The organism is Pseudomonas sp. LBUM1673, from assembly GCF_059695645.1.
This window is the reverse complement of sequence record NZ_CP166780.1, coordinates 4452425-4479200: the sequence shown is the minus strand read 5'-3', so window position 1 is coordinate 4479200 and position 26776 is coordinate 4452425. Positions and strand designations below refer to the sequence as shown.

The following is a 26776-nucleotide window of genomic DNA, read 5'->3' as shown; positions in this document are numbered from 1 at the left end:
TCGCGTTCAATCCAGTTGCTGTACCAGGCGCTCCCCTTAAGTAACCACCGTGACCGAGTCCTGACGATGAACACAGAATTCCGCAAACCGCTGCCCGGCAGCCACCTGGATTATTTCGACGTCCGCGCGGCGGTCGATGTCATTGCGCCTGGCGCCTACGACACCCTGCCGTACACCTCCCGCGTGCTGGCGGAAAACCTCGTGCGTCGCTGCGACCCGGCCACGCTCACCGAATCGCTCAAACAATTCATCGAGCGCAAACGCGACCTCGATTTCCCGTGGTTCCCGGCCCGCGTGGTGTGCCACGACATTCTCGGCCAGACCGCCCTGGTGGACCTCGCCGGCCTGCGCGATGCCATCGCCCTGCAAGGCGGAGATCCGGCGCAAGTGAACCCGGTGGTGCCGACGCAACTGATCGTCGACCACTCCCTGGCCGTCGAATCTGGTGGCTTCGATCCTGAGGCCTTCGAAAAGAACCGCGCCATTGAAGACCGTCGCAACGAAGACCGTTTCCACTTCATCAACTGGACCAAGAAAGCCTTCAAGAACGTCGACGTGATCCCGCCGGGCAACGGGATCATGCACCAGATCAACCTGGAGAAAATGTCGCCGGTGATCCAGGTGCGCGACGGCGTGGCGTTCCCCGACACCTGCGTTGGTACCGATAGCCACACCCCGCACGTCGATGCGCTGGGCGTGATCGCCATCGGTGTCGGTGGTCTGGAAGCTGAAAGCGTGATGCTTGGCCGCGCGTCGTGGATGCGTCTGCCGGAAAGCGTCGGCGTCGAATTGACTGGCAAGCTGCAACCGGGCATCACCGCCACCGACATGGTGCTGGCGCTGACCGAGTTTCTGCGCAAACAAAAAGTCGTCGGCGCGTGGCTGGAATTCTTCGGTGAAGGCGCTTCGGCCCTGACCCTGGGCGACCGCGCAACCATCTCCAACATGGCCCCGGAATACGGCGCCACGGCGGCGATGTTCTACATCGACCAGCAGACCATCGACTACCTGAAACTCACCGGCCGTGAAGACGAGCAGGTGCAATTGGTCGAGAACTACGCCAAGACCACGGGCCTGTGGGCTGACAGCCTCAAAGGCGCGCAATACGAGCGCGGGCTGACCTTCAACCTGTCCTCAGTCGTGCGCAACATGGCCGGTCCAAGCAACCCGCACGCCCGCGTCGCGACTTCCGATCTCGCTGCCCAAGGCATCTCTGGCCAGTGGGACGACGTGCCCGGCCAAATGCCGGACGGCGCGGTAATCATCGCCGCCATCACCAGTTGCACCAACACCAGCAACCCGCGCAACGTCATTGCCGCAGGTCTGCTGGCGCGCAATGCCAACAAGCTCGGGCTGACCCGCAAACCGTGGGTCAAATCGTCCCTGGCGCCGGGTTCGAAAACCGTGGCGCTGTACCTGGATGAAGCCGGGCTGACTAAAGAGCTGGAGCAACTTGGCTTCGGCGTCGTGGCCTTCGCCTGCACTACGTGCAACGGCATGTCCGGCGCGCTGGACCCGGTGATCCAGCAAGAGATCATCGACCGCGATCTGTACGCCACGGCCGTGTTGTCCGGTAACCGCAACTTCGATGGCCGGATCCACCCGTACGCCAAGAATGCGTTCCTCGCTTCGCCGCCGTTGGTAGTGGCTTACGCCATCGCTGGCACCATCCGTTTCGACATCGAAAAAGATGTGCTGGGCCTGGACGCGAACGGCAAAGAAATTCGCCTGAAAGACATCTGGCCGAGCGACGAAGAGATCGACGCGGTGGTCAAGGCCTCGGTCAAGCCGGAGCAGTTCCGTCAGGTTTATATTCCGATGTTCGCCATCCACGAAGACACCGGTCCGAAAGTCACGCCGTTGTACGATTGGCGCGAGATGAGCACCTACATCCGTCGTCCGCCGTACTGGGAAGGTGCGCTGGCCGGGGCGCGTCCGCTCAAGGGCATGCGCCCGCTGGCGGTGCTGCCGGACAACATCACCACCGATCACCTGTCGCCGTCCAACGCGATCATGCTCGACAGCGCCGCCGGTGAATACCTGGCGAAAATGGGCTTGCCGGAAGAGGACTTCAACTCTTACGCAACGCACCGCGGTGACCACCTGACCGCGCAACGCGCAACCTTCGCCAACCCGAAACTGTTCAATGAAATGGTTCAGGAAAACGGCAAGGTCAAGCAGGGGTCTCTCGCTCGCGTCGAGCCCGAAGGCAAAGTGATGCGCATGTGGGAAGCCATCGAAACCTACATGGAACGCAAGCAGCCGCTGATCATCATTGCCGGCGCCGACTACGGCCAGGGTTCGTCCCGGGACTGGGCGGCCAAGGGCGTGCGTCTGGCGGGGGTGGAAGCGATTGCCGCCGAAGGCTTCGAGCGCATTCACCGCACCAACCTGGTGGGCATGGGCGTGTTGCCGCTGGAGTTCCAGTCGGGCACCGACCGTCACACCCTGGCCATCGACGGCAGCGAAACCTACGACGTGATCGGCGACCGCACCCCGCGTGCAACGCTGACGCTGGTGATCAATCGCAAGAATGGCGAGCGCGTCGAAGTGCCGGTGACCTGCCGCCTCGACACCGCCGAAGAAGTGTCGATCTACGAGGCCGGCGGCGTGTTGCAGCGTTTCGCTCAGGACTTCCTCGAAGAATCGGCGGTCGCCGTTTAACACTCGATGTGCGGACACGGGATTTCAGGCCTGTGTCTGCCTGCTTTTACGATAAGGAGTAGGAGCACCAATGGCTCACGCACCTCAAATTAAAATTCCCGCCACCTACATGCGCGGCGGCACCAGCAAAGGCGTGTTCTTCAGCCTGAAGGATTTGCCCGAAGCGGCGCAGGTTCCAGGCACCGCTCGCGACGCCTTGTTGCTGCGCGTGATCGGCAGCCCTGATCCGTACGAGAAGCAAATCGACGGCATGGGCGGTGCGACGTCCAGCACCAGCAAAACCGTGATCCTGTCGAAAAGCAGCAAGGCCGATCACGACGTCGATTACCTGTTCGGGCAGGTTTCCATCGACAAGCCTTTCGTCGACTGGAGCGGCAACTGCGGCAACCTGTCGGCGGCGGTCGGTTCGTTCGCCATCAGCAATGGCCTGGTGGACGCCAGCCGCATTCCGCACAACGGTGTGGCGGTGGTGCGCGTGTGGCAGGCCAACATCGGCAAGACCATCATCGCCCATGTGCCGATCACCGACGGTGAGGTCCAGGAAACCGGCGATTTCGAACTCGACGGCGTGACCTTTCCGGCGGCCGAAGTGCAGCTCGAATTCATGGACCCGGCGGCGGAAGAAGAGGGTGGCGGTGGTTCGATGTTTCCCACCGGCAATCTGGTGGATGACCTCGAAGTGCCGGGTGTCGGTACGCTCAAGGCCACCTTGATCAACGCCGGCATTCCGACCATTTTCATCAATGCCGAAGACATCGGCTACACCGGTACCGAGTTGCAGGGCGCAATCAACGGCGACCTGAAGGCCTTGGCGATGTTCGAAACCATCCGCGCTTACGGCGCGCTGCGCATGGGGCTGATCCAGCACCTGGACGAAGCCGCCAAACGTCAGCACACGCCGAAGGTGGCTTTTGTGGCTAAACCTGCGGATTACATTGCGTCCAGCGGCAAAGCGATTGCGGCCACCGACATCGACCTGCTGGTGCGCGCGCTGTCCATGGGCAAACTGCACCACGCAATGATGGGCACGGCAGCGGTGGCGATCGGCACGGCAGCGGCGATTTCCGGCACGCTGGTCAACCTGGCGGCGGGCGGCATGGACCGCAATGCTGTGCGCTTCGGTCATCCCTCCGGCACCTTGCGCGTGGGCGCCGAGGCCACTCAGGTCAACGGTGAATGGACCGTGAAAAAAGCCATCATGAGCCGCAGTGCGCGGGTGTTGATGGAAGGCTACGTCCGAGTGCCGGGGGATTCTTTCTGACATAAATTTAGAAGTCACCCAAAACCCTGTGGGAGCGGGCTTGCCCGCGATGAGGCCTTCACATTCAACATCTATGTTGGCTGATACACCGCTATCGCGGGCAAGCCCGCTCCCACAGTGGACTGCATTTCAACAACAAAAATGGCGTCACCAACTAAGATTGATCCTGAACCGAGGTCCCATCAACGAACCGCTGTCCGAGTGAGTCGAACATGAGCGCCAACGTCGACCTGAACAACCGCCCCGACTACGACACGGTCCTGCAGGACATCGCCGACTACGTCCTCAGTTTCAAAATCGACTCTCCCGAGGCGCTGGATACCGCCCGCAACTGCCTGATGGACACCCTCGGTTGCGGTCTGTTGGCCCTGCGTTTTCCCGAATGCACCAAGCACCTGGGCCCGATCGTCGAAGGCACTGTCGTTCCTTTCGGCGCCCGCGTGCCTGGCACGAGTTATCGTCTCGATCCGGTCAAAGCTGCGTGGGACATCGGTTGTATCGTCCGCTGGCTCGACTACAACGACACCTGGCTCGCCGCCGAATGGGGCCATCCGTCCGATAATCTCGGCGGTATTCTCGCGGTGGCCGACCATTTGTCGCAAAAGCGCCTGGCCAATGGCGACGCACCGCTGACCGTTCGCGCGGTGCTGGAAGCGATGATCATGGCTCATGAGATTCAGGGCGTGATTGCCCTGGAAAACTCCTTCAACCGCGTAGGTCTCGATCACGTCATCCTGGTGAAAGTCGCCTCGACCGCCGTCACCGCCAAACTCATGGGTGCCAACCGCGAGCAGCTGCTGTCTGCGTTGTCCCATGCCTTTGCCGACGGCCAGGCGCTGCGCACTTACCGGCATGCGCCGAATGCCGGGTCGCGCAAATCCTGGGCAGCAGGGGACGCGACCAGCCGTGGCGTGCGTCTGGCGGACATCGCGATGCGTGGTGAAATGGGCATCCCCGGCGTACTGACCGCCAAACAGTGGGGGTTCTACGACGTGCTGTTCAGTCACACCAACAACGACCTGACGCTCAAGCCTGAAGACAAGCGCGCTTTCAGTTTCTCCCGCCCGTTCGGCAGCTACGTGATGGAAAACGTGCTGTTCAAGATCAGTTTTCCCGCCGAGTTCCACGCACAAACCGCCTGCGAGGCCGCCGTCACTCTGCATCCATTGGTCAGGAATCGCCTGCACGAAATCGACAGGATCGTCATTACCACCCACGAATCGGCGATCCGCATCATCTCCAAGGTCGGCCCACTGGCCAATGCCGCGGACCGCGATCATTGCATTCAGTACATGACCGCCGTACCCCTGGTGTTCGGTCATCTGGTGGCCGAGCAGTACGAGGACGATTTCCACGCGGTGCATCCGATTATCGACGTGCTGCGCGACAAAATGCTCATCGTCGAAGACCCGCGCTTCACTCGCGAATACCTGGAGCCGGACAAGCGCTCCATCGCCAATGCGGTGCAGGTGTTCTTCAAGGACGGCTCCAGCACCGAGAATGCGGTGGTGGAGTACCCGATTGGCCATCGCCGTCGCCGTACCGATGGCATTCCGTTGCTGGAAGACAAGTTCAAGGCCAATCTGGCGACGCGCTTCACGGCTCAACGGAGCGCCGAAATCTTTGCGCTGTGCAAGGACCAGGCTGCGCTGGAGGCGACGCCGGTGAACCGGTTTGTGGATTTGTTTGTGATCTAGGGGACCGCGTTATCGTTCTTCGCGAGCAAGCCCGCTCCCACATTTTATCTTTGTCGTACACAAAATCTGTGTTCGCTGAAGATCAAATGTGTGGGCTTGCTCGCGAAGGCGGCCTGGCAGGGGCTAAAGAATTACTTGAACCGCCGCTCCACACCTTTCTCTACTAAAATCTTCGCTGAGATCTCTTCCACGGAGAAGTGCGTGGAATTGATGTGGGGAATGTTCTCGCGTCGTAACAGATTCTCCACCTCGCGCACTTCGAATTCGCACTGCGCATAGCTCGAATAGCGGCTGTTGGGCTTGCGTTCGTTGCGGATCGCGGTGAGGCGGTCCGGGTCGATGGTCAGGCCGAACAGCTTGTGATGATGGGCGCGCAGGGCGGTTGGCAGTTGCAGGCGCTCCATGTCGTCTTCGGTCAGCGGGTAATTGGCCGCGCGGATGCCGAATTGCATGGCCATGTACAGGCAGGTCGGGGTTTTGCCGCAGCGCGACACGCCCACCAGAATCAGGTCGGCCTTGTCGTAATAGTGCGTGCGGGCGCCATCGTCGTTGTCGAGGGCGAAGTTCACCGCCTCGATGCGTTCCATGTAATTGGAGTTGCCACCAATGGAATGGGATTTGCCGACGGTGTAGGAAGAGTGCTCGGTCAGTTCCTGTTCCAGTGGGGCCAGGAAGGTCGAGAAAATGTCGATCATGAAACCATTGGACGTCGCGAGGATCTCACGAATGTCCTGATTGACGATGGTGTCGAAAATAATCGGACGAAAACCATCGTTTTCGGCGGCTTTGTTGATTTGTTGTACCATGGCCCGCGCTTTATCCGCGTTGTCGATGTAGGGCCGCGTGATTTTGCTGAAGGTAATGTTTTCGAACTGCGCCAGCAGGCTTTGACCGAGGGTTTCGGCTGTAATGCCCGTGCCATCGGAGATAAAGAAAGCAGATCGTTTCATTTGCACCTTGGGCCTTAAGCTAGTGACGATTCTTGGATATAGTAGGCGCGATTTGCCGGCCGCCAATGGCCTGCATTCTCACTTATTTTCCAGGTCCAGGCCATACAGCCGGCAAATGCTCCTCCGAGTCGCCGGCTTCTGAGCTTTTCCAACACAGTTAGTGGAGAGATCACCTTGGTAGAGTACGTAGTTTCCCTCGATAAGCTCGGCGTCCATGATGTAGAGCATGTGGGGGGCAAGAACGCATCCCTGGGCGAGATGATCAGTAACCTTGCAGGTGCCGGTGTATCGGTGCCCGGTGGCTTCGCCACGACGGCTCAGGCGTATCGTGATTTCCTGGAACTGAGCGGTCTGAACGACCAGATCCACGCCGCCCTCGACGCGCTGGATGTCGACGATGTCAACGCCCTGGCCAAAACCGGCGCCCAGATCCGTCAATGGATCATGGAAGCCGAGTTCCCCGAGAAGCTCAACGCCGAGATCCGCACCGCGTTCGCCACGCTGTCGGCCGGCAACCCTGACATGGCCGTGGCCGTGCGCTCTTCCGCTACCGCCGAAGACTTGCCGGACGCTTCCTTCGCCGGCCAGCAGGAAACCTTCCTGAACATCCGTGGTGTCGAAAACGTCATTCGCGCCGCCAAAGAGGTGTTCGCCTCCCTGTTCAACGACCGCGCCATTTCCTACCGCGTCCACCAGGGCTTCGACCACAAGCTGGTAGCCCTGTCGGCCGGTGTGCAGCGCATGGTCCGCTCCGAAACCGGCACCGCTGGCGTGATGTTCACCCTCGATACCGAATCGGGCTTCCGTGACGTGGTGTTCATCACCGGCGCCTACGGCCTGGGTGAAACCGTCGTACAAGGCGCGGTGAACCCGGATGAGTTCTACGTCCACAAAGGCACGCTGGAAGCCGGTCGCCCGGCCATCCTGCGTCGCAACCTGGGCAGCAAAGCCATCAAGATGATCTACGGCGAAGTCGCCACCGCCGGTAAATCGGTCAAGACCATCGATGTCGACAAGGCCGATCGCGCTCGTTTCTGCCTGAGCGACGCCGAAGTCAGCGAGCTGGCCAAGCAAGCGATGATCATCGAGAAACACTACAAGTGCCCGATGGACATCGAATGGGCCAAAGACGGCGACGACGGCAAGCTCTACATCGTTCAGGCCCGTCCTGAAACCGTGAAGAGCCGCACTTCGGCCAACGTCATGGAACGTTACCTGTTGAAAGAAACCGGCACCGTGCTGGTGGAAGGTCGCGCCATTGGCCAGCGCATCGGCGCCGGCAAGGTCCGCATCATCAAGGACGTGTCCGAGATGGACAAAGTCCAGCCGGGCGACGTGCTGGTCTCCGACATGACCGACCCGGACTGGGAACCGGTCATGAAGCGCGCCAGCGCCATCGTCACCAACCGTGGCGGTCGTACCTGCCACGCGGCGATCATCGCTCGCGAACTGGGCATCCCGGCCGTGGTCGGTTGCGGCAACGCCACCCAGCTGTTGAAAGACGGCCAGGGCGTGACTGTTTCCTGCGCTGAAGGCGACACCGGTTACATCTTCGAAGGCGAACTGGGCTTCGACATCAAGAAAAACTCCGTGAACGCCATGCCTGATCTGCCGTTCAAGATCATGATGAACGTTGGCAACCCGGACCGCGCCTTCGATTTCGCACAGCTGCCGAACGCTGGTGTGGGCCTGGCCCGTCTGGAGTTCATCATCAACCGCATGATCGGTGTTCACCCCAAAGCGCTGTTGAACTACGACGGCCTGCCGCAAGAAACCAAGGACAGCGTCGACAAGCGCATTGCCGGTTACAACGACCCGGTCGGCTTCTATGTCGACAAACTGGTCGAAGGCATCAGCACCCTGGCGGCAGCGTTCTGGCCGAAAAAGGTCATCGTGCGTCTGTCGGACTTCAAGTCCAACGAATACGCCAACCTGATCGGCGGCAAGCTCTACGAGCCGGAAGAAGAGAACCCGATGCTGGGCTTCCGTGGCGCTTCGCGTTACATCAGCGAATCGTTCCGCGACTGCTTCGAGCTCGAATGCCGCGCCCTCAAGCGCGTGCGCAACGAGATGGGCCTGACCAACGTCGAAATCATGGTGCCGTTCGTCCGTACCCTGGGTGAAGCGAGCCAGGTCGTCGACCTGCTGGCCGAAAACGGTCTGGCCCGTGGCGAAAACGGTCTGCGCGTGATCATGATGTGCGAACTGCCGTCCAATGCGATTCTGGCTGAAGAGTTCCTTGAGTTCTTCGACGGCTTCTCCATCGGCTCCAACGACCTGACCCAGCTGACGCTTGGTCTGGACCGTGACTCCGGGATCATCGCGCACCTGTTCGACGAGCGTAATCCTGCGGTCAAGAAGCTGCTGGCCAATGCTATTCAGGCATGCAACAAGGCTGGCAAATACATCGGCATCTGCGGTCAGGGCCCTTCGGACCACCCGGATCTGGCCAAATGGCTGATGGAGCAGGGCATCGAAAGCGTTTCGCTGAACCCCGATTCCGTGCTGGAAACCTGGTTCTTCCTGGCTGAAGGTCAGGCTCCGGCCTGATTCGTGAATGAAGCCTCGGTCCAGTGGTAGTGTGGGTCGAGGCTTTAAGACTCAAGTAGGGCGGGCATCCTCTGGATGCCGCCCTTTTTTGTGCAAGAGCATTATGCAAAGCAGCAGCAACCTATTTCCTGTCGCCCTGATCAGTGCCGAGCGGCGCGGTGATCTGAGCGAAGACGTCTATCGTTTGAAACCCGGTAACAGCCCCGACGGTACCGTCGAACTGGCTGTGACGCGCCTGGGCCTGGCCGATGAGCCAACGGTGCGCGGTGTGCCGGTGATTCTGTTGCACGGCAGCTTTTCCAATCGTCGCTTCTGGTTCTCTCCCAAAGGTCTGGGGCTGGGTGCCTATCTGACGCGCCAGGGGTTCGATGTGTGGATTCCGGAAATGCGTGGTCACGGCTTGTCTCAGCGCAACCAGGACTATCGCAAGAACCGCGTCGCCGACTACGCACGTTACGATTTGCCGGCCATTGGCGCGTTCGTGCGCGAGCAAAGCGGCCAGATCCCACACTGGATCGGTCATTCGCTGGGTGGCATTACCCTGGCCGCGGCATTGGGCGGTCAGTATCTGGGCGAACCTGCCGTGGCTTCCGCGGCGTTTTTTGGCACGCAGGTCAGCCGCACCTACTGGCCGTTGAAGTTTCCGCCGGTGGAGTGGAGCGGGCGCTTCATTCTCAAGCGATTTGCCCAGCTGTCAGGTTCGCGGCTCAAGCGCGGCCCGGAGGACGAGCCGATTGGCCTGGCCCTGGAAAGCATGCGCTGGTACGGGCTGTTCGGCCGTTTTGGCGATGCCGACAAGGACTGGTGGGCGGGTTTGGCCGAAGTTCAGTTGCCAGTGCTGGCCGTGAGCGCCGCGGGCGATCATCAGGACCCGACCTGGGCCTGCCGCAAGCTGTTCGATCAGGTCGGCTCCGAGCACAAGCAATTCATCACCCTTGGCCGCGAGCAAGGCTTTGGCGATAATTTCGGTCATGTGGAAATGCTCGTCAGCAAAGCGGCTCAGGCGCAAGTCTGGCCGTTGGTGGCGCGTTGGCTGGCGGATCAACAGGCGCCTTTGCTGGGTGGACAGCCGGATTTGGCCGCGGCGATTTAAGCCGAATGCTCTAACAAGAACATTTCGCTCTGATCGGCTTGCGGCTAAGATATGACGCATTGAGCGGTTCTGGTCACTTTAGGTGACTGATTCGATTGGCGCGTTTGCAACCGCTCAGCCCTGGCCCGCGTATGCTGCCTACTCGATTGTCTTCCTTTTTACAGGAGTTTCTCGATGAACCATTACCTCACGCCTGACCTGTGCGATGCCTATCCGGAGCTGGTGCAGGTGCTGGAACCGATGTTCAGCAATTTCGGCGGCCGTGATTCGTTCGGCGGCGAAATCGTGACCATCAAATGTTTCGAAGACAACTCGCGGGTCAAGGAACAAGTCGAGCTCAAGGGTAACGGTAAAGTGCTGGTGGTCGACGGTGGCGGTTCCCTGCGCCGCGCGCTGTTGGGCGACCTGCTGGCCGAGAAAGCGGCGAAGAACGGTTGGGAAGGGCTGGTGATCTACGGTTGCATCCGCGATGTCGACGTCATCGCCCAAACCGACCTGGGGGTTCAGGCCCTGGCCAGCCACCCGATGAAAACCGACCGGCGCGGTGTTGGTGAACTCAATATTGCCGTGACCTTCGCGGGTGTGACCTTCCACCCGGGTCACTATGTTTATGCGGACAACAATGGCGTGATTATTTCGCCAAGCCCGCTGAAGATGCCTGAATAAAGCGCGTTTCATTAAAGGGGTGAGGATGTTCGAGGAAGAAAACGCGCAGTGGGGGCTGGTGCATGCCCTGGTGCTGGATGGTAAAGGCGGTGCGCGTTCGATAGCCCGGACTGAACTCGATGACTTGCAGCTGCAGGCCCATGAAAGCCTGTGGCTGCACTGGGATCGCAGTCACCCGCAAACCCAGACCTGGCTGCGCAAATACAGCGGTCTGAGTGAATTTAGTTGCGACTTGTTGCTGGAAGAGAACACCCGGCCGCGTCTTTTGCCCCTGCCGGACTCCGAGCTGCTGCTGTTTCTGCGCGGGATCAACCTCAATCCGGGTGCTGAGCCGGAAGACATGGTCTCGGTGCGGATCTTCGGTTCGGCCCAGCGGGTGATTTCCCTGCGTCTGCGGCCATTGCGCGCCACCGATGAGTTGCTGGTGCAACTGGCCGAAGGCAAAGGGCCGAGAACCGCTTCAGAACTGATCCTTTATATGGCGCAATACCTCACCAACAAGGTGCAGGATCTAGTCAGCTGCCTCTCGGAAATCGTCGATGAGGAAGAAGAAAAGCTGGATGCCGACGAACGGTATACGCCGGAGCATGGGGCCGTTTTGCAGATCCGTCGCAGGGCGGCTGCGCTGAAGCGTTTTCTGGCGCCGCAGCGGGATATTTTCGGTCAGCTGACGCGGATAAAACTGCCGTGGTTCGCCGAAGACGATGGCGATTACTGGAACGAATTGAACAACAGCCTGACCCGTTATCTCGAGGAGCTGGAATTGACCCGGGAGCGCGTGGGGCTGGTCCTGGAGGCCGAAGACCGGCGTTTGAGCGTGCGGATGAACCGCACCATGTACCGCTTCGGGATCATCACCGGGATCTTTTTGCCGATGAGTTTTCTGGCCGGTCTTTTGGGTATCAACGTCGGCGGCATTCCGTTCTCTGCCAGCCCCTATGGCTTCTTGGTCGCCTGCCTGCTGATGGTCTCGGTGGCGCTGGGGCAGTGGTGGTTATTCCGACGTTTGCGCTGGGTCTGATGATGAGCCATGTGACCCGACCAAATTTGACCGCGTCTTTCACAGATATCACGAGAGGTGCGTATGCACGATCCGTTTGAACAGTCTTTGCGTGACATGCTCAAAGCTTCGCCGTCCAGCCGTGACGACGATGCCTGCCTGGGTCGCGTGCTGAAAACCGCCAACCGCCAGGTCGGTGCCGGCGATCTGTTCAGCCTGCTGGGCCGTTGGCTGCCCGCGCTGATGATCGCCCTGAATAACGGATCGGCCCATGTCTCGCCGGTTTCCCGTCTGCGTAAACCTACCGCTCGCACTGCTGATAAGGCTGATTGAATATGGAACTTGATCTCTGGACTCAGAGCCTCGTCACTGCAATGACCGCGTTATGGACCAAGGTAGCAAACTTCATTCCGAACCTGTTCGGCGCACTGGTGGTGCTGCTGCTGGGTTTTGTCGTGGCCAAGCTGCTGGACACGCTGCTCTCCAAATTGCTCGCCAAACTGGGCCTCGATCGCCTGATGGGGGGGACCGGGCTGACCAAATTGCTGTCCCGCGCTGGCCTTCAAGTGCCTATCTCGACGCTGATCGGCAAGATCGTCTATTGGTTCGTTCTGCTGATTTTTCTGGTTTCGGCCGCAGAATCACTTGGACTTGAACGAGTTTCGGCTACGCTGGACATGCTGGCGTTGTATTTGCCGAAAGTATTCGGCGCCGCGCTAGTGCTGCTGGTGGGAGTCTTGCTGGCGCAACTGGCCAATGGGCTGGTGCGTGGCGCGGCAGAAGGCGTAGGGCTCGATTACGCCGCAGGTCTGGGGCGGATTGCCCAGGGCCTGGTGATCATCATCAGTATTTCGGTTGCGATCAGCCAGTTGGAGGTCAAGACTGACCTGCTCAACCATGTGATCGTGATTGTCTTGATTACCGTTGGTCTGGCGGTTGCGCTGGCCATGGGGTTGGGAAGCCGGGAAATTGCCGGTCAGATTCTTGCGGGAATCTATGTGCGTGAGTTGTATCAGGTTGGGCAACAAGTGCGTGTTGGCGAGGTCGAAGGTCAGATCGAAGAGATCGGCACGGTTAAAACCACCGTGCTCACCGACGAGGGTGAGCTAGTCTCTCTCTCGAATCGGATTCTCTTGGAGCAGCATGTGAGTAGCCGCTAACCCGGCAAATCCTGCTAATGTATGCCGCCGCAAAATGTCCTGAAAGGGCTGCGGCGGACATTGACCTGACTGTCGGCCCTGACTTGTTTTGAATAAAGCTCAATTGCTCTCCACGCGCTACGACCCCCGCGAGCTCTCTGATGAGGAGTTGGTCGCGCGCTCGCATACCGAGCTTTTTCACGTAACGCGCGCCTATGAAGAACTGATGCGGCGTTATCAGCGAACATTATTTAACGTTTGTGCACGGTATCTCGGGAACGATCGTGATGCAGATGATGTCTGTCAGGAAGTGATGTTGAAGGTGCTATACGGCCTGAAGAACTTCGAGGGCAAATCGAAGTTCAAGACGTGGCTGTATAGCATCACGTACAACGAGTGCATCACGCAGTATCGGAAAGAACGGCGAAAGCGTCGCTTGATGGACGCTTTGAGTCTGGACCCCCTTGAGGAAGCGTCTGAAGAAAAGGCGCCGACACCCGAGGAGAAGGGCGGGCTTGATCGTTGGCTGGTGTATGTGAACCCGATTGATCGAGAGATTCTGGTGCTACGATTTGTCGCAGAACTGGAATTTCAGGAAATCGCAGACATAATGCACATGGGTTTGAGTGCGACAAAAATGCGTTACAAACGCGCTCTAGACAAATTGCGTGAGAAATTTGCAGGCATCGCTGAAACTTAGTTCGGCGCAAATATCTCTTACGTGTAGGCAAGTTCTGATAGACTTGCCGCCGAGTTGTCCCCCGGTTTGCGGGACTGCTTCACAATCACCAGATGGGGATTTAACGGATGAAACTGAAAAACACCTTGGGCTTGGCCATTGGTTCTCTTATTGCCGCCACTTCGTTCGGCGCTCTGGCACAAGGCCAAGGCGCAGTTGAAATCGAAGGCTTCGCCAAGAAAGAGTACTACGACAGCCAGCGCGATTTCAAAAACGACGGCAACCTGTTCGGTGGTTCGGTTGGTTACTTCCTGACCGACGACGTTGAACTGCGTCTGGCCTACGACGAAGTCCATAACGTTCGTAGCGAATCTGGCAAGAACATCAAGGGCTCCAACACTGCCCTGGACGCTCTGTACCACTTCAACAACCCAGGCGACATGCTGCGTCCGTACGTTTCTGCCGGTTTCTCCGATCAGAGCATCGGTCAGGACGCTCGCGGTGGTCGTAACGGTTCCACCTTCGCCAACGTTGGCGGCGGTGCCAAGCTGTACTTCACTGACAACTTCTACGCCCGTGCCGGCGTTGAAGCTCAGTACAACATCGACCAGGGCGACACCGAGTGGGCTCCTAGCGTCGGTATCGGTGTGAACTTCGGTGGCGGCTCCAAGCCTGCTGCTGCTCCAGTTCCAGCACCAGCTGAAGTCTGCGCCGACAGCGACAACGATGGCGTTTGCGACAACGTTGACAAGTGCCCGGACACCCCAGCCAACGTAACTGTTGACGCTGATGGCTGCCCAGCAGTTGCTGAAGTTGTTCGTGTTGAGCTGGACGTGAAATTCGACTTCGACAAGTCGGTAGTCAAGCCTAACAGCTACGGCGACATCAAAAACCTCGCTGACTTCATGAAGCAGTACCCATCCACCAGCACTACTGTTGAAGGTCACACTGACTCCGTCGGTCCTGACGCTTACAACCAGAAACTGTCCGAGCGTCGTGCAAACGCCGTTAAGCAAGTTCTGACCAACCAGTACGGTGTTGAATCGTCCCGCGTTCAGTCTGTTGGCTACGGCGAATCCCGCCCAGTTGCTGACAACAAAACTGACGCTGGTCGCGCTGTAAACCGTCGCGTAGAAGCGCAGGTTGAAGCTAGCGCTAAGTAATTAGCTCGCAGCTCTGGAAAAGCCCGGCTTAGGCCGGGCTTTTCTTTGTCTGCGATTTGGTGATGAGGGATTTGGTGATGAGGGGAAGGCAGGTTCAGGCTGATTGATCGGCCGCCATCATCGCGGGCAAGCCACGCTCCCACAGAGATGACGTTGCACAGGCTGCCACGGTTCCAATCACCAAAATGGCTGGGCTTTTCAATTCAAAGGCGCAGGCATCTTCCTCCATCGCTGTCAGATCGCTCCGACATTCCCGTTGGTGCGGCAGGGACGCATTTTCGATCATCGCCACAGGCGTATCGGCTGCCATTCCGCCGGCCAGCAGTTGCTTGCGAATTTCACTGAGCTTCGCCACGCCCATGTAGATCACCAGCGTAGTGCCCCCTTGAGCCAGGGCCTGCCAGTTCAGGCTGCTGTCATCCTGAGTATGCGCCGTGACCAGTGTCACGCCACGCGCGACGCCCCTGAGCGTCAGCGGAATATCGCATTGGGTCGCGCCGGCAAGACCCGCGGTGATGCCATTGACCAGCTCAACCTCGACGCCGCGTTCACGTAGCCACTGCGCTTCTTCACCACCGCGCCCGAAAATGCACGGATCGCCACCCTTGAGCCGCACCACGCATTTACCGTGGCGGGTATAACGCAACATCAGGCGATGAATGAAGGCTTGAGGCGTGGAGCGACAGCCTCCGCGCTTACCCACAGGAATAATGCGTGCGTCTGGGCAATGCTCCAGTACCGCGTCATTGACCAGGTCGTCGATCAGCACCACGTCCGCTTCGCGCAATGCTCGAACCGCCTTGAGGGTCAGCAATTCAGGATCGCCGGGACCCGCACCCACCAGCCAGACTTTTGCGCTCATAGTGTTTTCCTCACGAGATGACGGCGACTGGCTGCGCAGTGGCGGCCAGCAAACGCTTGATTTCCGGAACGCAGGAGCCGCATTGCGTACCGCAGCCCAGTTCTTGTTTCAAACCCTGCAAGTCCAGGCCACGGCCAATGCCGGCACACACCGCGTTCTGGCTGACGTTCATGCAGTTGCACAGGGTTTTGGTGTCGGACGCCGGACTGCCAGTGCTGCCCGGTGGCGCACTCAAGGGCGCCAGCAGCCAACGGCGCAGCTGTTCGTCGGCGCGCCCTTCGAGCCACAGGCTTTGCAGCCAATGCTGGGCGAGGGTTTCACCGGCCAGGCGAATCGCGGTGATCCGGCCGTTCTCGATGCGCACCCGTTTGCCGATCGAACGCCGAGGATCGTCGTAAGCCAATACCGGGCCGTCGTTGAGCCCCAGGCATTGATCGATATCACGCAACAGCTGTGGATCTGGCGCGGTGGCGCTGGCGGCGCGTATCAGCAACGCAGGGCGCTCACGGCCGGCCAGGCTGAGGCTGGCGTAGGAAAACGCCTCGCAGAGCGGTCGTAGCGTCTCCAAGTGCTGTTGAACATCACCTTCTATCAGGGCGAAAAGCTGCCAAGGCAATTGCACAGGCTCGAGGCGCACACCGCTGTGTTTGAGTTCCGGTTGTTTCGACAATGGGTCGAAGGCTGGAAGGGTGAGGGTATTCACGCCGCCCTTGAGAAAGCGGTCGCCCCAATGCATCGGCAGGAAAGCCTGGCCCGGACGTACGCTGTCGTCGCTGCTGACCGGCACGATCACCGAGCCCCGGCGACTTTTCAGATTGATCAGGTCGCCAGGTTGCAGGCGATGTCGGCGCAGTTCATCCGGGTGCAGGCTCAACACCGCTTCGCTGACATGGCCGAACAACTGCGCGGCGGTACCGGTGCGGCTCATGCCGTGCCATTGATCGCGCAGGCGGCCGGTGATCAGGGTCAGCGGGAAGCGCGCATCGCGTTGCTCTTTGGCGGCGCGATACGGGTCGGTCACGAACTGTGCACGTCCGCTGGCGGTTGGAAAAATTCCATCGAGATAGAGGCGGGCGGTGCCCTCGCTGGCACCGACAGGGAATGGCCATTGCTGCGGGCCGAGCCGGTCGATCAATTCATGGCTGATCCCGGACAGGTCGAGGTCGCGGCCGCGAGTCAGTTGTTTGTATTCGTCGAAGACCTGTGCCGGGGTTTCAAAGGCAAACAGGCTGGTGGCTGCGGGGCGTAGATGTTTTTCCAGGCGCTGTGCGAAATCCACGGTGATCGCCCAGTCGGACCGTGCTTCACCGGGTGCGCCGATGGCCCGGCGGACGTGGGAAATACGCCGCTCGGAGTTGGTTACCGTGCCTTCCTTTTCACCCCAACTGGCGGCGGGCAACAAGAGGTCGGCGAATGCAGCGGTTTCGGTGGTGTGGAAGGCTTCCTGCAACACCACGAACGGGCAGGCTTGCAGTGCCTGGCGCACCGCGGTCTGGTCCGGCAGCGATTGTGCAGGGTTGGTGCAGGCAATCCACAGGGCTTTGATCTTGCCGCTGCGCATCTGCTCGAACAGTTCGATGGCGGTCAGCCCGGTGTTCTCGGGCAGTTGATCAACGCCCCAGTAGGTGGCTACTTGCGCGCGGTGTTCGGCATTGGCTGCTTCGCGATGACCTGGCAGCAGGTTTGACAGACTGCCGGTTTCCCGGCCGCCCATGGCATTCGGCTGACCAGTCAGCGAGAAAGGTCCCGCACCGGGCCGGCCGATTTGCCCAGTGGCCAGGTGCAGGTTGATCAGCGCGCTGTTCTTCGCACTGCCGGCGGTGGACTGGTTCAGACCCATGCACCACAGCGACAGAAAACTCGGTGAAGTGCCGACCCATTCCGCGCATTGATGCAGTTGCTCGACGCTGATGCCACAGAGTTGCGAAACCATTGTCGGGGTGTAATCACGCACCAGGTTTTTCAACTCGGCGAGGCCTTCGGTGTGGGCCTTGATGAAGTCGCGGTCGACCCAGTCTTCCCACAGCAACAGGTGCAAAATCCCATGGAACAAGGCGACATCGGTGCCGGGCAGAATCGCCAGATGCATGTCGGCCAAATCGCAGGTGTCGGTGCGCCGTGGGTCGATGACGATGACTTTCATCTGTGGGCGACGGGATTTGGCTTCTTCCAGGCGACGAAACAGTACCGGGTGGGCGTAGGCCATGTTGCTGCCGACGATCATCACGCAGTCGCTCAATTCCAGGTCTTCGTAGCTGCAGGGCGGAGCGTCGGCGCCGAGGCTGCGCTTGTAGCCGACCACTGCCGAGGACATGCACAGCCGTGAATTACTGTCGATGTTGTTGGTGCCCACCAGCGCCCGCGCCAGTTTGTTGAAGGCGTAGTAATCCTCGGTCAGCAATTGCCCGGAGATGTAGAACGCGACGCTGTCCGGGCCGTGCTCGGCGATGGTCTTGGCGAAGATGTTGGCGGCGTGATCGAGGGCGCTGTCCCAGTCGGTGCGGCTGCGGGCCAGGCCTTTGCCCAGGCGCAGTTCCGGGTACAACGCCCGTGCCTTCAAGTCACCGGTCAGGTGCAGGGTCGAACCTTTACTGCACAACTTGCCGAAGTTGGCCGGGTGCGCCGGATCGCCGCTGACGCCGAGGATGCGCTCGCCGTCGTGCTCGATCAGCACGCCGCAGCCGACCCCGCAGTAGCAGCAGGTGGAGGCGGTGATCTGGTTCATCAGCTTGCTTCCCGCAGGGCCAGCAGCACCCGGCCATTCTCGACCCGTGCCGAGTGATGGTGGGCGCAGCCAATATCAGGGGCCTGGGCCTCGCCGGTTTCCAGGTCGATCTGCCAGTTGTGCAACGGGCAGGCTACCCGTTTGCCGTAGATCAAACCCTGGGACAGCGGCCCGCCCTTGTGCGGGCAGCGGTCGTCGAGGGCGAAAACCTCATCATCACTTGTACGAAAAATCGCGATGTCGCCTTTCGGGCCGGCGATGATCCGCGAGCCAAGGGCGTTGATCTCTTCCAGTGCGCAGATATCCAGCCAGTTCATGCCTGCACCTCCAGGTTCTTCACGGGGATAACCTCGAATTCTTTTTTCAGCAGCGGCTGTTCGAGACGTTCCTTCCAGGGGTCCTGTTCGAACGACAGGGAGAATTGCAGGCGATCGTTCAATGCCTTGCGCCGTTCCGGGTCTTCCAGCACGGCTTTCTTGATGTGTTCCATGCCAACCCGCTGCAGGTAATGCACGGTGCGCTCGAGGTAGAACGCTTCTTCGCGGTACAGCTGCAGGAAAGCCCCGTTGTATTCGCGTACTTCTTCGGCGGTTTTCAGCTTGACGAAAAACTCCGCGACTTCGGTTTTGATCCCGCCGTTGCCACCGATGTACATTTCCCAGCCGGAATCCACGCCGATAATGCCGACGTCCTTGATCCCTGCTTCCGAGCAGTTGCGTGGGCAACCGGAGACGGCCAGTTTCACTTTGTGCGGCGACCACATGTTGAACAGGTCGTGCTCCAGCTCGATGCCCAATTGCGTGGAGTTCTGGGTGCCGAAGCGGCAGAACTCGCTGCCGACGCAGGTTTTCACGGTGCGGATGGATTTGCCGTAAGCGTGGCCGGACGCCATGTCCAGGTCTTTCCAGACCCCTGGCAGGTCCTGCTTCTTGATCCCCAGCAAGTCGATGCGCTGGCCTCCGGTGACCTTGACCATCGGCACGTTGTATTTGTCGGCCACGTCGGCAATGCGCCGCAGCTCTGAAGGATTGGTCACTCCACCCCACATCCGCGGGACCACAGAGTAAGTGCCGTCTTTCTGAATATTGGCGTGGGCGCGTTCGTTGATCAGGCGCGATTGCGGGTCGTCCTTGGCCTCGCCCGGCCAGGTGGAAATCAGGTAGTAGTTGAGCGCCGGGCGGCACGTGGCGCAACCGTTCGGGGTGCGCCAGTTCAGGTAGCTCATGGTGCCGGCGATGGTCAGCAGGTGCTGGTCGCGGATGGCCTGGCGGATTTGCCCGTGGTTGAGGTCGCTGCAACCGCAGATGGCTTTTTCGCTTTTCGGTTTGACGTCTGCCGCGCCGCCCACGGTGTTGATCAGGATTTGTTCGACGAGGCCGGCGCAGGAGCCGCAGGAGCTGGCGGCCTTGGTGTGTTTCTTGACGTCGTCGACGCTGAACAGTCCGTGCTCCTGGATGGCCTTGACGATGGTGCCTTTGCACACGCCGTTGCAGCCGCAGACTTCGGCGGTGTCGGCCATGCTCATGGCTTTGTCCTGGCCCTGGTGTCCTACGTCACCTAAGGCGTTTTCGCCGAACATCAGGTGATCGCGGATCTCGCCGATGGCATGGTTCTCACGGATCTGCCGGAAATACCAGCCACCGTCCGCCGTATCGCCGTACAGACAGGCCCCAACCAGCACGTCATCCTTGATCACCAGTTTTTTGTAGACCCCGCCGATCGGGTCGGAGAGGGTAATGGTTTCGGTGCCTTCGCCGCCCATGAAGTCGCCGGCGGAAAACAGGTCAATGCCGGTGACTTTCAATTTGGTCGAAGTCACCGAGCCTTTGTAGGTGGCGAAGCCCAATTGGGCGAGGTGGTTGGCGCACACCTTGGCCTGTTCGAACAGCGGCGCGACCAGACCGTAGGCAATTCCACGGTGGCTGGCGCATTCGCCGATGGCATAGACCCGGGGATCGTAGGTTTGCATTGTGTCGTTGACCAGAATCCCGCGGCTGCAAGGGATGCCGGATTTTTCCGCAAGTTCGGTGTTGGGGCGAATGCCGGCGGCCATCACCACCAGATCGGCAGGAATGATGTCGCCGTTTTTGAACTGCACCGAGCCGACCCGGCCATTGCCGGCGTCGTGCAGGGCCTGGGTCTGTTCGCACAGGCGAAAATGCAGGCCGCGGGCTTCCAGGGCGGTTTGCAGGAGTTGGCCGCTGGTTTTGTCCAGTTGCCGCTCCAGCAGCCATTCGCCGATGTGCACCACAGTGACGTGCATGCCCCGCAGCATCAGGCCGTTGGCGGCTTCAAGGCCCAGCAGGCCGCCGCCGATGACCACGGCGTGCTTGTGGGTCTTGGCGGTGTCGATCATCGCCTGGGTGTCGGCAATGTCGCGGTAGCCGATCACGCCCTGCAAGGTATTGCCGGGGATCGGCAGGATGAACGGGGTCGAGCCGGTGGCGATCAGCAGGCGGTCGTATTCGGCCTCGGTGCCGTCTTCGGCGATGACCCGGCGTTTGACCCGGTCGATCTCCACCACTTTGCGGTTGAGCAGCAGCTTGATGTTGTTTTCCAGGTACCAGTCCAGATCGTTGAGCACGATCTCTTCGAACGTTTGTTCGCCGGCCAGTACGGGCGACAGCAGGATGCGGTTGTAGTTGGTATGGGGTTCGGCGCCGAAGACCGTGATGTCGTAAAGCTCATTACTCAGCTTGAGCAGCTCTTCCAGGGTACGAACCCCGGCCATGCCGTTGCCGATCATCACCAGTTTTAGTTTTTTCATCAGGTTCTCCGGGGAGCTCGGGCCTGCCTCATCAGGGCATTCAGGCCTTGCTCGACAAAATTTTGCGCAAACAAAAAAAGGCGTCCCGCTAGTTAACTAGCGAGGACGCCTTTGTCCTTGTCCCGTTCTCTCGGGCAGCGCAGCCTTCTACGTTGAAGGCCGGGCTTTATGTGTGGTGGGAAAGGTAATGCAGTGGTTGTGCCAAGTCGCACAAATGCCGAATTTATGGGCTCTCAGCGTGGGAGGAGGGTGTTTGCGTGCACCGGTTCAAGGCGCGATGCCCGGTTTTGAAGCAGAAAAGTCAAAAGATCGCAGCCTACGGCAGCTCCTGCAGGAGATCGTGGGCACCCGTAGGCGCTGCCGCAGGCTGCGATCTTTTGAAAAACTCAACCATGAAACAGCAAAAACAGCAGCACCAGATTCACCAGCAAAGACACCAGCGCCAACGTCCGCCAGACTTTCAACGGTTCGCGCTCCAGCAACGGTCTGGGGCGCACGCTCAAGCTGCGTCGTTCTCCCTGTTCCAGCAGCAACAACCATTCTTCCGCCGTTTCAAAGCGCTGATCCGGAGCCGACGCCACCGCGCGCTCCAGGCTTTGCGCGATCCATTCCGGCAGGTCGGGCCGGTAGCGACTGGCGCTGACAGGCACACCAAACCGAGGGCGCTGGAACGCTTCGATTTCGCCGTAGGGATAATGCCCGGTCAGCAGGTAATACAAGGTCACGCCCACCGCATACAAATCCTGTTGCGGTGTAGGAGGGTCACCTCGAAAGGCTTCTGGCGCGATATAGCTGGGCGTTCCGGGCAGCGCGCAAGCTTGATCTTCAGACAGCCCGGGGCAGTAGGCGAGGCCGAAATCCAGCAGGCGCAACTCTCCGTCGTCCCCCAGCAACAGGTTCTCCGGTTTGATATCGCGATGCAGAATCTGCCGTCGATGCAATATGCCGATGGCCCGCAGCAGGCGTTCGGCCAGGTCCAGCCATTGAGCCAATGGCAGCGTTGGGACACGCTCATGCAGCTCAGCCAAGGTCGACCCGGAATATTCCCGCATCACGTAGTACAAATGCTGACGCTGACTGGCGGCATGGACTTCAGGAAAATGCCGTCCGGCCACCCGTTTGAGAAACCATTCCTCCGACAACAACGCCTGCCCGGTCTGATGATCGTCACGGAGCGCACTGGGCAAGGTTTTCAGCAGCCAGGGCTGTTGTTGTGCGTCGCGCACCCGATAGAGCAGCGACTGCTGGCTCTGGCCGAGGATCCCTTCGACCTGCCAGCCTTCGAAGGTCTGACCCGGCTTCAGCGCAGGCGGGAGCGGCCATTGCTGCAGATGAATCAGTGCATCGCCAATGCTGGTTTCACCGAGGGCATCGACCCGCACCAGCAGGGCGCTGGCATTGTCCTGACTGCCGGCCAGATGCGCGGCGCTGACCAATGTCTGCGCGGCGCTGTCCAGATCAGGTTGATCGCGCAGAATCGCCGCAATGGCCGTGTCGCCCAGCGCGGCCCAGATGCCGTCGCTGAGCAGTACGAAGCTCTCGTTCAGGCGCAGTTCGCCATCCAGAAAGTCCAGCACCAGATGTTGATCCAGCCCCAGGGCCCGCTTGAGCACATGCTGCATGCCCGGCTGGTCCCAGACGTGATCCTCACTCACCCGTTGCAGCGTGTCGGCGTGCCAGCGGTAAACCCGGCAATCGCCGACGTGAGCCAGGGTGAAACGCCTGCCGCGCATCACCAAAGCACTGACTGTGGTGAGCAGCGGTTGCCCGCCGCCATTGGCCTGCAACCAGCGATTTTGCGCCAGCAGCAGGCGATCCAGTGCCTGGGCGACACCCCAGGTTTCCGGGGTGGCGTAATAGTCCAGCGCCAGGGCCTGCAAGGTCGAGCGGGCCGCGAGACCGCCATCGGCACATTGACTGACGCCGTCGGCGATGGCGAACAGGTAACCCTTGCTCGCTGCCAGTGCCGGGGCCGGCGTGACCAGGCGCACAGCGTCCTGGTTCTCTTCGCGAGGCCCGATGGCGCTGGCTTCGGCAAAACTCAGTTGCAGGCTCATTCAGCCCTCACACCCGAGCAGCGGTGACGGCTGCCGAACCCCAAGTGGTTCTCCAGCGGCGTTTCACCCCGTGCAGACCGAACCAGGCGAGTACACCGAGGCTGGCGAACAACCACAGGGCCAGTTGATAGCTGCCGGTGCTTTGCTTGATCGCGCCCATGCCGGCCGCCAGTGCGAAGCCACCGATGCCGCCGGCCATGCCGATCAGCCCGGTCATCACACCGATCTCACGACGAAAACGCTGCGGAACCAATTGGAATACCGCACCGTTGCCTGCACCCAAACCGAGCATGGTGCAGACGAATAGCGCCAACGCGGCGTAGGAACTCGGCAGATTGAAACCCACTGTCGCAATGCAGATCGCCGCCACGGTGTACATCGCCAGCAGGGTGCGAATCCCGCCGAAGCGATCCGCCAGTGCGCCGCCCAACGGACGCATCAGGCTGCCACCGAACACGCAGGCCGCCGTGTAGTAGCCGGCAGTCACCGGGCTCAGGCCGTACTGGTCGTTGAAGTAGCCGGGCAGGGCGCTGGCCAGACCGATGAAGCCGCCGAAGGTCACGCAGTAGAAAAACATGAACCACCAGCTGTCACGGTCACCCAGAGCCTTGAAGTAGTCGGACATCGACTTGGCTTTCGGCCGCTCAGGTGCATTCTTGGCCAGCCAGGCGAAGACGATCAGGGTCAGGATCAGCGGGATCAGGGCGAAGCCGAACACGTTGCTCCAGCCAAACGCGGCGGCCAGCACCGGGGCGATCAGGGCTGCGAGCACGGTGCCTGAGTTACCGGCACCGGCGATGCCCATGGCTTTGCCTTGGTGCTGGGGCGGATACCATTGCGAGGCCAATGGCAGGGCGACGGCGAAGGACGCACCGGCCATACCAAGGAACAGGCCCAGCAACAGCGCTTGCTCGTAACTGTGGATGCCGACTTTCCAGGCGACGAACAGGGCGCAGATGACGATCACCTGGCCGATTATCCCGGCGGTTTTTGGCGACAGGCGATCAGCCAGCAAGCCCATCGCAAAGCGCAGTATGGCCCCGGCCAGAATCGGCGTGGCCACTACCAACCCGCGCTGTTGGGTGGTCAGGTGCAGATCAGCGGCGATCTGCACCGCCAAAGGGCCGAGCAGGTACCAGACCATGAAGCTCAGATCGAAATAGAGGAAGGCCGCGAACAGTGTCGGGGTATGGCCGGATTTCCAGAAGCTTGAATTCATCGCGCACCTCAGCTGTCAGGCGTATCAAGAAGGAGTCATGAGCTTGCAGGTGGGGCGCCACAACGGCCGCACCACCGGCCCCGGTCTCTGGGGCCAAAACGGAAAAACGCCGCTACCCGATCCGCCAGGGGGCGAATGAGGTGAGCGACGTCTTTGTCGTAGGTGGGGCAACCGCCGTTGGTTACCTTGCAGTGATTTACTTAGCGAGATCTGTGCCAACACGTGAGATCGCGTTGTGGCCATTCGCGGGCAAGCCTCGCTCTTACAGGTTTTGCGCTTGGTTCTTGTAGGAGCGAGGCTTGCCCGCGAAGGCGTCAGTACAGGCTCCACAAGGCTTCAGCCAAGCAACTCGCTCATGGCAATGATCTGCTCCGCCACCTGTATCAGCTTCTGCTGGCGGCTCATGGCCTGGCGGCGCATCAGGGTGTAGGCCTCTTCCTCATTGCAGTCCTTCATCTTCATCAACAGCCCCTTGGCCAGCTCGATGCGCTTGCGCTCGGCCAGTTGCTGGTCGCGGGCGTGCAGTTGCGCGCGCAGGGCCTGGTCGCTTTCAAAGCGCGCCATGGCCACGTCGAGAATCGGCTGCAAGCGTTGTGCGTGAATGCCTTCGACGATGTAGGCACTGACGCCGGACTTGATCGCCCGGCGCATCACACCGGGGTCGTGCTCGTCGGTGAACATCACGATTGGCCGTGGCTGGTCACGCGTCACCAGCACCACTTGCTCCATCACATCGCGGCTCGGTGACTCGGTATCGATCAGGATCACGTCCGGACGCACCGTTTCGACGCGCGCGGGCAGGTCAATGGTCAGGCCGGACTCGTCGATGACCTCGAACCCGGCTTCGGTCAGGGCCGCTTTCAGACGCCCGACTTTTTTCGCGGTGTCATTGATCAGCAGGATACGCAACATTTTCGCAGGCTCCTGTCAGCGGCTGGCGAGAAGGGGAGCGCTGTCGCTCATGGCGTGCAGCTTGAAGCTGCGGGCATAGCCGGCCGGGTCCGAGCCGTCCCAGACTTTGCCGTCGATCAGTTGACTGCTGCGCATTTCCTGACTCCGGGTGGGCACACCGACAGCGGTGGCGGCCTCACGGTATAAGTCTAGTTGCTGGACCTGACGGGCCACGCCGAGGTAATCCGGGTCGTCACGCAATAAACCCCAGCGACGGAACTGGGTCATGAACCACATGCCGTCGGACAAATACGGCAGATTGACCTCGCCGCCACCGTGGAAACGCATCGCGTGCGGGTCTTGCCAGTCATTGCCCAGGCCGTCGGTGTAGTCACCAAGCAAGCGCGGTTCGATGCACTCGAGCGGTGCATCCAGATATTCAGGAGCGCTCAACAGTTGCGCGGTGCTGCGGCGATTTTCGCGGTTTGCTTCGATGAACCGGCTGGCCTCGAGGATCGCCATCACCAATGCCCGGGCGGTGTTGGGGTATTGCTCGACGAAGGCGCGGGTGCAGCCGAGGACTTTTTCCGGGTGATCGGGCCAGAGGGTCTGGGTGGTGGCCATCGTAAACCCGAGATTCTGCTGCACCGCACTGGCAGCCCACGGCTCGCCGACGCAGAAACCGTCGATGCGCCCGGCTTGCAGGTGCGCGACCATTTGCGGCGGCGGCACCACCACGCTATCGACATCCTGCAACGGATGAATACCCTGACTCGCCAGCCAGTAATACAGCCACATGGCGTGGGTGCCCGTAGGAAATGTCTGAGCGAAGGTCAGTTTTGGGCGACTTTGGTGCACGTGCAGGTCCAGTGCCTCAGGACTGGTCACTCCCAGGGCTTGCAAGCCGTGGGAGAGGTTGATGCTCTGGCCGTTCTGGTTCAGGCCCATGAGCACGGCCATATCGGTGGAGGCTACGCCGCCGATGCCCAGGTGCACGGCGTAAATCAGGCCGTACAGGCTGTGGGCGGCGTCGAGCTCGCCGCTGACCAGTTTGTCTCGCAGGTTGGCCCAGGACGACTGGCGCTTGAGGTTCAGGGTCAGGCCGTAGGGTTGGGCGAAGCCCTGAGTGGCGGCGACCACCACTGAGGCGCAGTCGCTCAGGGCCATGAAGCCGAGGTTGATTTCGGTTTTTTCCGGGGCATCGCTGCCATTGACCCAGGCCAGCGGGCCGGTTGATGGTTCATTCATCGATTTCGCACCTTCCAAAAAAAAGCGTCGTCCCAAGGCCTTTGCGTGGGCAAAGCCGGGTGACGACGCCATTGTCCTTCCACTCATCCCGTCATTGGCATGAGTGCTGAGGCCTGTGACGGTGCAAGGCATATGCCATCGCTGG

Annotated in this window: 20 protein-coding genes; 11 read left to right on the top strand and 9 right to left on the bottom strand. The window is 60.3% G+C overall.

All coding sequences use genetic code 11. From position 1 onward, the window contains the following. Positions 1–66 precede the first annotated feature (66 nt). The 3 genes from acnD (at position 67) to prpD (ending at position 5622) form a co-directional block, all read left to right on the top strand. Positions 67–2664 carry a Fe/S-dependent 2-methylisocitrate dehydratase AcnD gene (gene acnD, locus ACA044_RS20625; RefSeq protein WP_497443032.1) on the top strand — a complete coding sequence of 866 codons (2598 nt, stop codon included), beginning with the start codon at positions 67–69 and terminating at the stop codon, positions 2662–2664. A 70-nt stretch (positions 2665–2734) separates the two neighbouring features. Next, positions 2735–3925, top strand: coding sequence for a 2-methylaconitate cis-trans isomerase PrpF (prpF, locus tag ACA044_RS20620; protein WP_497443031.1), 1191 nt, complete (start codon positions 2735–2737; stop codon positions 3923–3925). 212 nt (positions 3926–4137) lie between these two features. Next, the gene (gene prpD / locus ACA044_RS20615; RefSeq protein ID WP_497443030.1) at positions 4138–5622 is read left to right on the top strand and encodes a 2-methylcitrate dehydratase; all 1485 of its coding nucleotides are present in this window, start codon (positions 4138–4140) and stop codon (positions 5620–5622) included. A gap of 131 nt (positions 5623–5753) precedes the next feature. Here the strand turns inward: prpD and ppsR are convergent, their stop codons facing one another. Further along, positions 5754–6572 (bottom strand): posphoenolpyruvate synthetase regulatory kinase/phosphorylase PpsR, encoded by an 819-nt coding sequence (gene ppsR, locus ACA044_RS20610; protein WP_497443029.1) that lies wholly within the window; start codon positions 6570–6572, stop codon positions 5754–5756. A 174-nt stretch (positions 6573–6746) separates the two neighbouring features. On the opposite strand from ppsR, the gene ppsA reads away from it, so the two are divergent. The 8 genes from ppsA (at position 6747) to ACA044_RS20570 (ending at position 14862) form a co-directional block, all read left to right on the top strand. After that, entirely contained in the window at positions 6747–9122 is a 2376-nt protein-coding gene (gene ppsA, locus ACA044_RS20605) for a phosphoenolpyruvate synthase (protein WP_497443028.1), read from the top strand. Between the two features lie 103 nt (positions 9123–9225). Next, complete coding sequence (locus tag ACA044_RS20600) at positions 9226–10215, top strand: alpha/beta fold hydrolase (protein WP_497443027.1); 990 nt, start codon at positions 9226–9228, stop codon at positions 10213–10215. A gap of 174 nt (positions 10216–10389) precedes the next feature. Beyond that, positions 10390–10881 carry a ribonuclease E activity regulator RraA gene (gene rraA / locus ACA044_RS20595; protein WP_497443026.1) on the top strand — a complete coding sequence of 164 codons (492 nt, stop codon included), beginning with the start codon at positions 10390–10392 and terminating at the stop codon, positions 10879–10881. A gap of 25 nt (positions 10882–10906) precedes the next feature. After that, complete coding sequence (gene cmaX, locus ACA044_RS20590) at positions 10907–11902, top strand: divalent cation transporter CmaX (RefSeq protein WP_497443025.1); 996 nt, start codon at positions 10907–10909, stop codon at positions 11900–11902. 63 nt (positions 11903–11965) lie between these two features. Further along, on the top strand, positions 11966–12214 hold the full coding sequence (locus ACA044_RS20585; RefSeq protein WP_008006975.1) for a hypothetical protein: 249 nt from the start codon (positions 11966–11968) through the stop codon (positions 12212–12214). Between the two features lie 2 nt (positions 12215–12216). After that, complete coding sequence (locus ACA044_RS20580; RefSeq protein ID WP_007902078.1) at positions 12217–13041, top strand: mechanosensitive ion channel family protein; 825 nt, start codon at positions 12217–12219, stop codon at positions 13039–13041. An 88-nt stretch (positions 13042–13129) separates the two neighbouring features. Beyond that, the gene (gene sigX, locus ACA044_RS20575; protein WP_497443024.1) at positions 13130–13720 is read left to right on the top strand and encodes an RNA polymerase sigma factor SigX; all 591 of its coding nucleotides are present in this window, start codon (positions 13130–13132) and stop codon (positions 13718–13720) included. A 107-nt stretch (positions 13721–13827) separates the two neighbouring features. Further along, positions 13828–14862 (top strand): OmpA family protein, encoded by a 1035-nt coding sequence (locus ACA044_RS20570; protein ID WP_497443023.1) that lies wholly within the window; start codon positions 13828–13830, stop codon positions 14860–14862. A 94-nt stretch (positions 14863–14956) separates the two neighbouring features. Here ACA044_RS20570 and cobA read toward each other — a convergent pair whose 3' ends face one another. The 8 genes from cobA to ACA044_RS20530 all read right to left on the bottom strand — a co-directional run bounded on the left by cobA (position 14957) and on the right by ACA044_RS20530 (position 26631). Further along, positions 14957–15724, bottom strand: coding sequence for a uroporphyrinogen-III C-methyltransferase (gene cobA, locus ACA044_RS20565; RefSeq protein ID WP_497443022.1), 768 nt, complete (start codon positions 15722–15724; stop codon positions 14957–14959). Between the two features lie 10 nt (positions 15725–15734). Then, positions 15735–18449 (bottom strand): nitrate reductase, encoded by a 2715-nt coding sequence (locus tag ACA044_RS20560; protein ID WP_497443021.1) that lies wholly within the window; start codon positions 18447–18449, stop codon positions 15735–15737. Continuing rightward, the gene (gene nirD / locus ACA044_RS20555) at positions 18449–18766 is read right to left on the bottom strand and encodes a nitrite reductase small subunit NirD (RefSeq protein WP_008146292.1); all 318 of its coding nucleotides are present in this window, start codon (positions 18764–18766) and stop codon (positions 18449–18451) included. Before nirD ends, ACA044_RS20560 begins: the two co-directional genes overlap by 1 nt. Continuing rightward, positions 18763–21216, bottom strand: coding sequence for a nitrite reductase large subunit NirB (gene nirB, locus ACA044_RS20550; protein WP_497443020.1), 2454 nt, complete (start codon positions 21214–21216; stop codon positions 18763–18765). Before nirB ends, nirD begins: the two co-directional genes overlap by 4 nt. 386 nt (positions 21217–21602) lie before the next feature. Further along, positions 21603–23273 carry a bifunctional protein-serine/threonine kinase/phosphatase gene (locus ACA044_RS20545; RefSeq protein ID WP_497443019.1) on the bottom strand — a complete coding sequence of 557 codons (1671 nt, stop codon included), beginning with the start codon at positions 23271–23273 and terminating at the stop codon, positions 21603–21605. 7 nt (positions 23274–23280) lie between these two features. Continuing rightward, entirely contained in the window at positions 23281–24492 is a 1212-nt protein-coding gene (locus ACA044_RS20540) for a nitrate/nitrite transporter (RefSeq protein ID WP_497443018.1), read from the bottom strand. Positions 24493–24828: 336 nt separating this feature from the next. Next, entirely contained in the window at positions 24829–25404 is a 576-nt protein-coding gene (locus tag ACA044_RS20535; protein ID WP_030127923.1) for an ANTAR domain-containing response regulator, read from the bottom strand. Positions 25405–25419: 15 nt separating this feature from the next. Next, positions 25420–26631: a CmpA/NrtA family ABC transporter substrate-binding protein gene (locus ACA044_RS20530; protein ID WP_497443017.1), complete on the bottom strand. Its 1212-nt coding sequence runs from the start codon at positions 26629–26631 to the stop codon at positions 25420–25422. Positions 26632–26776: the final 145 nt, after the last annotated feature.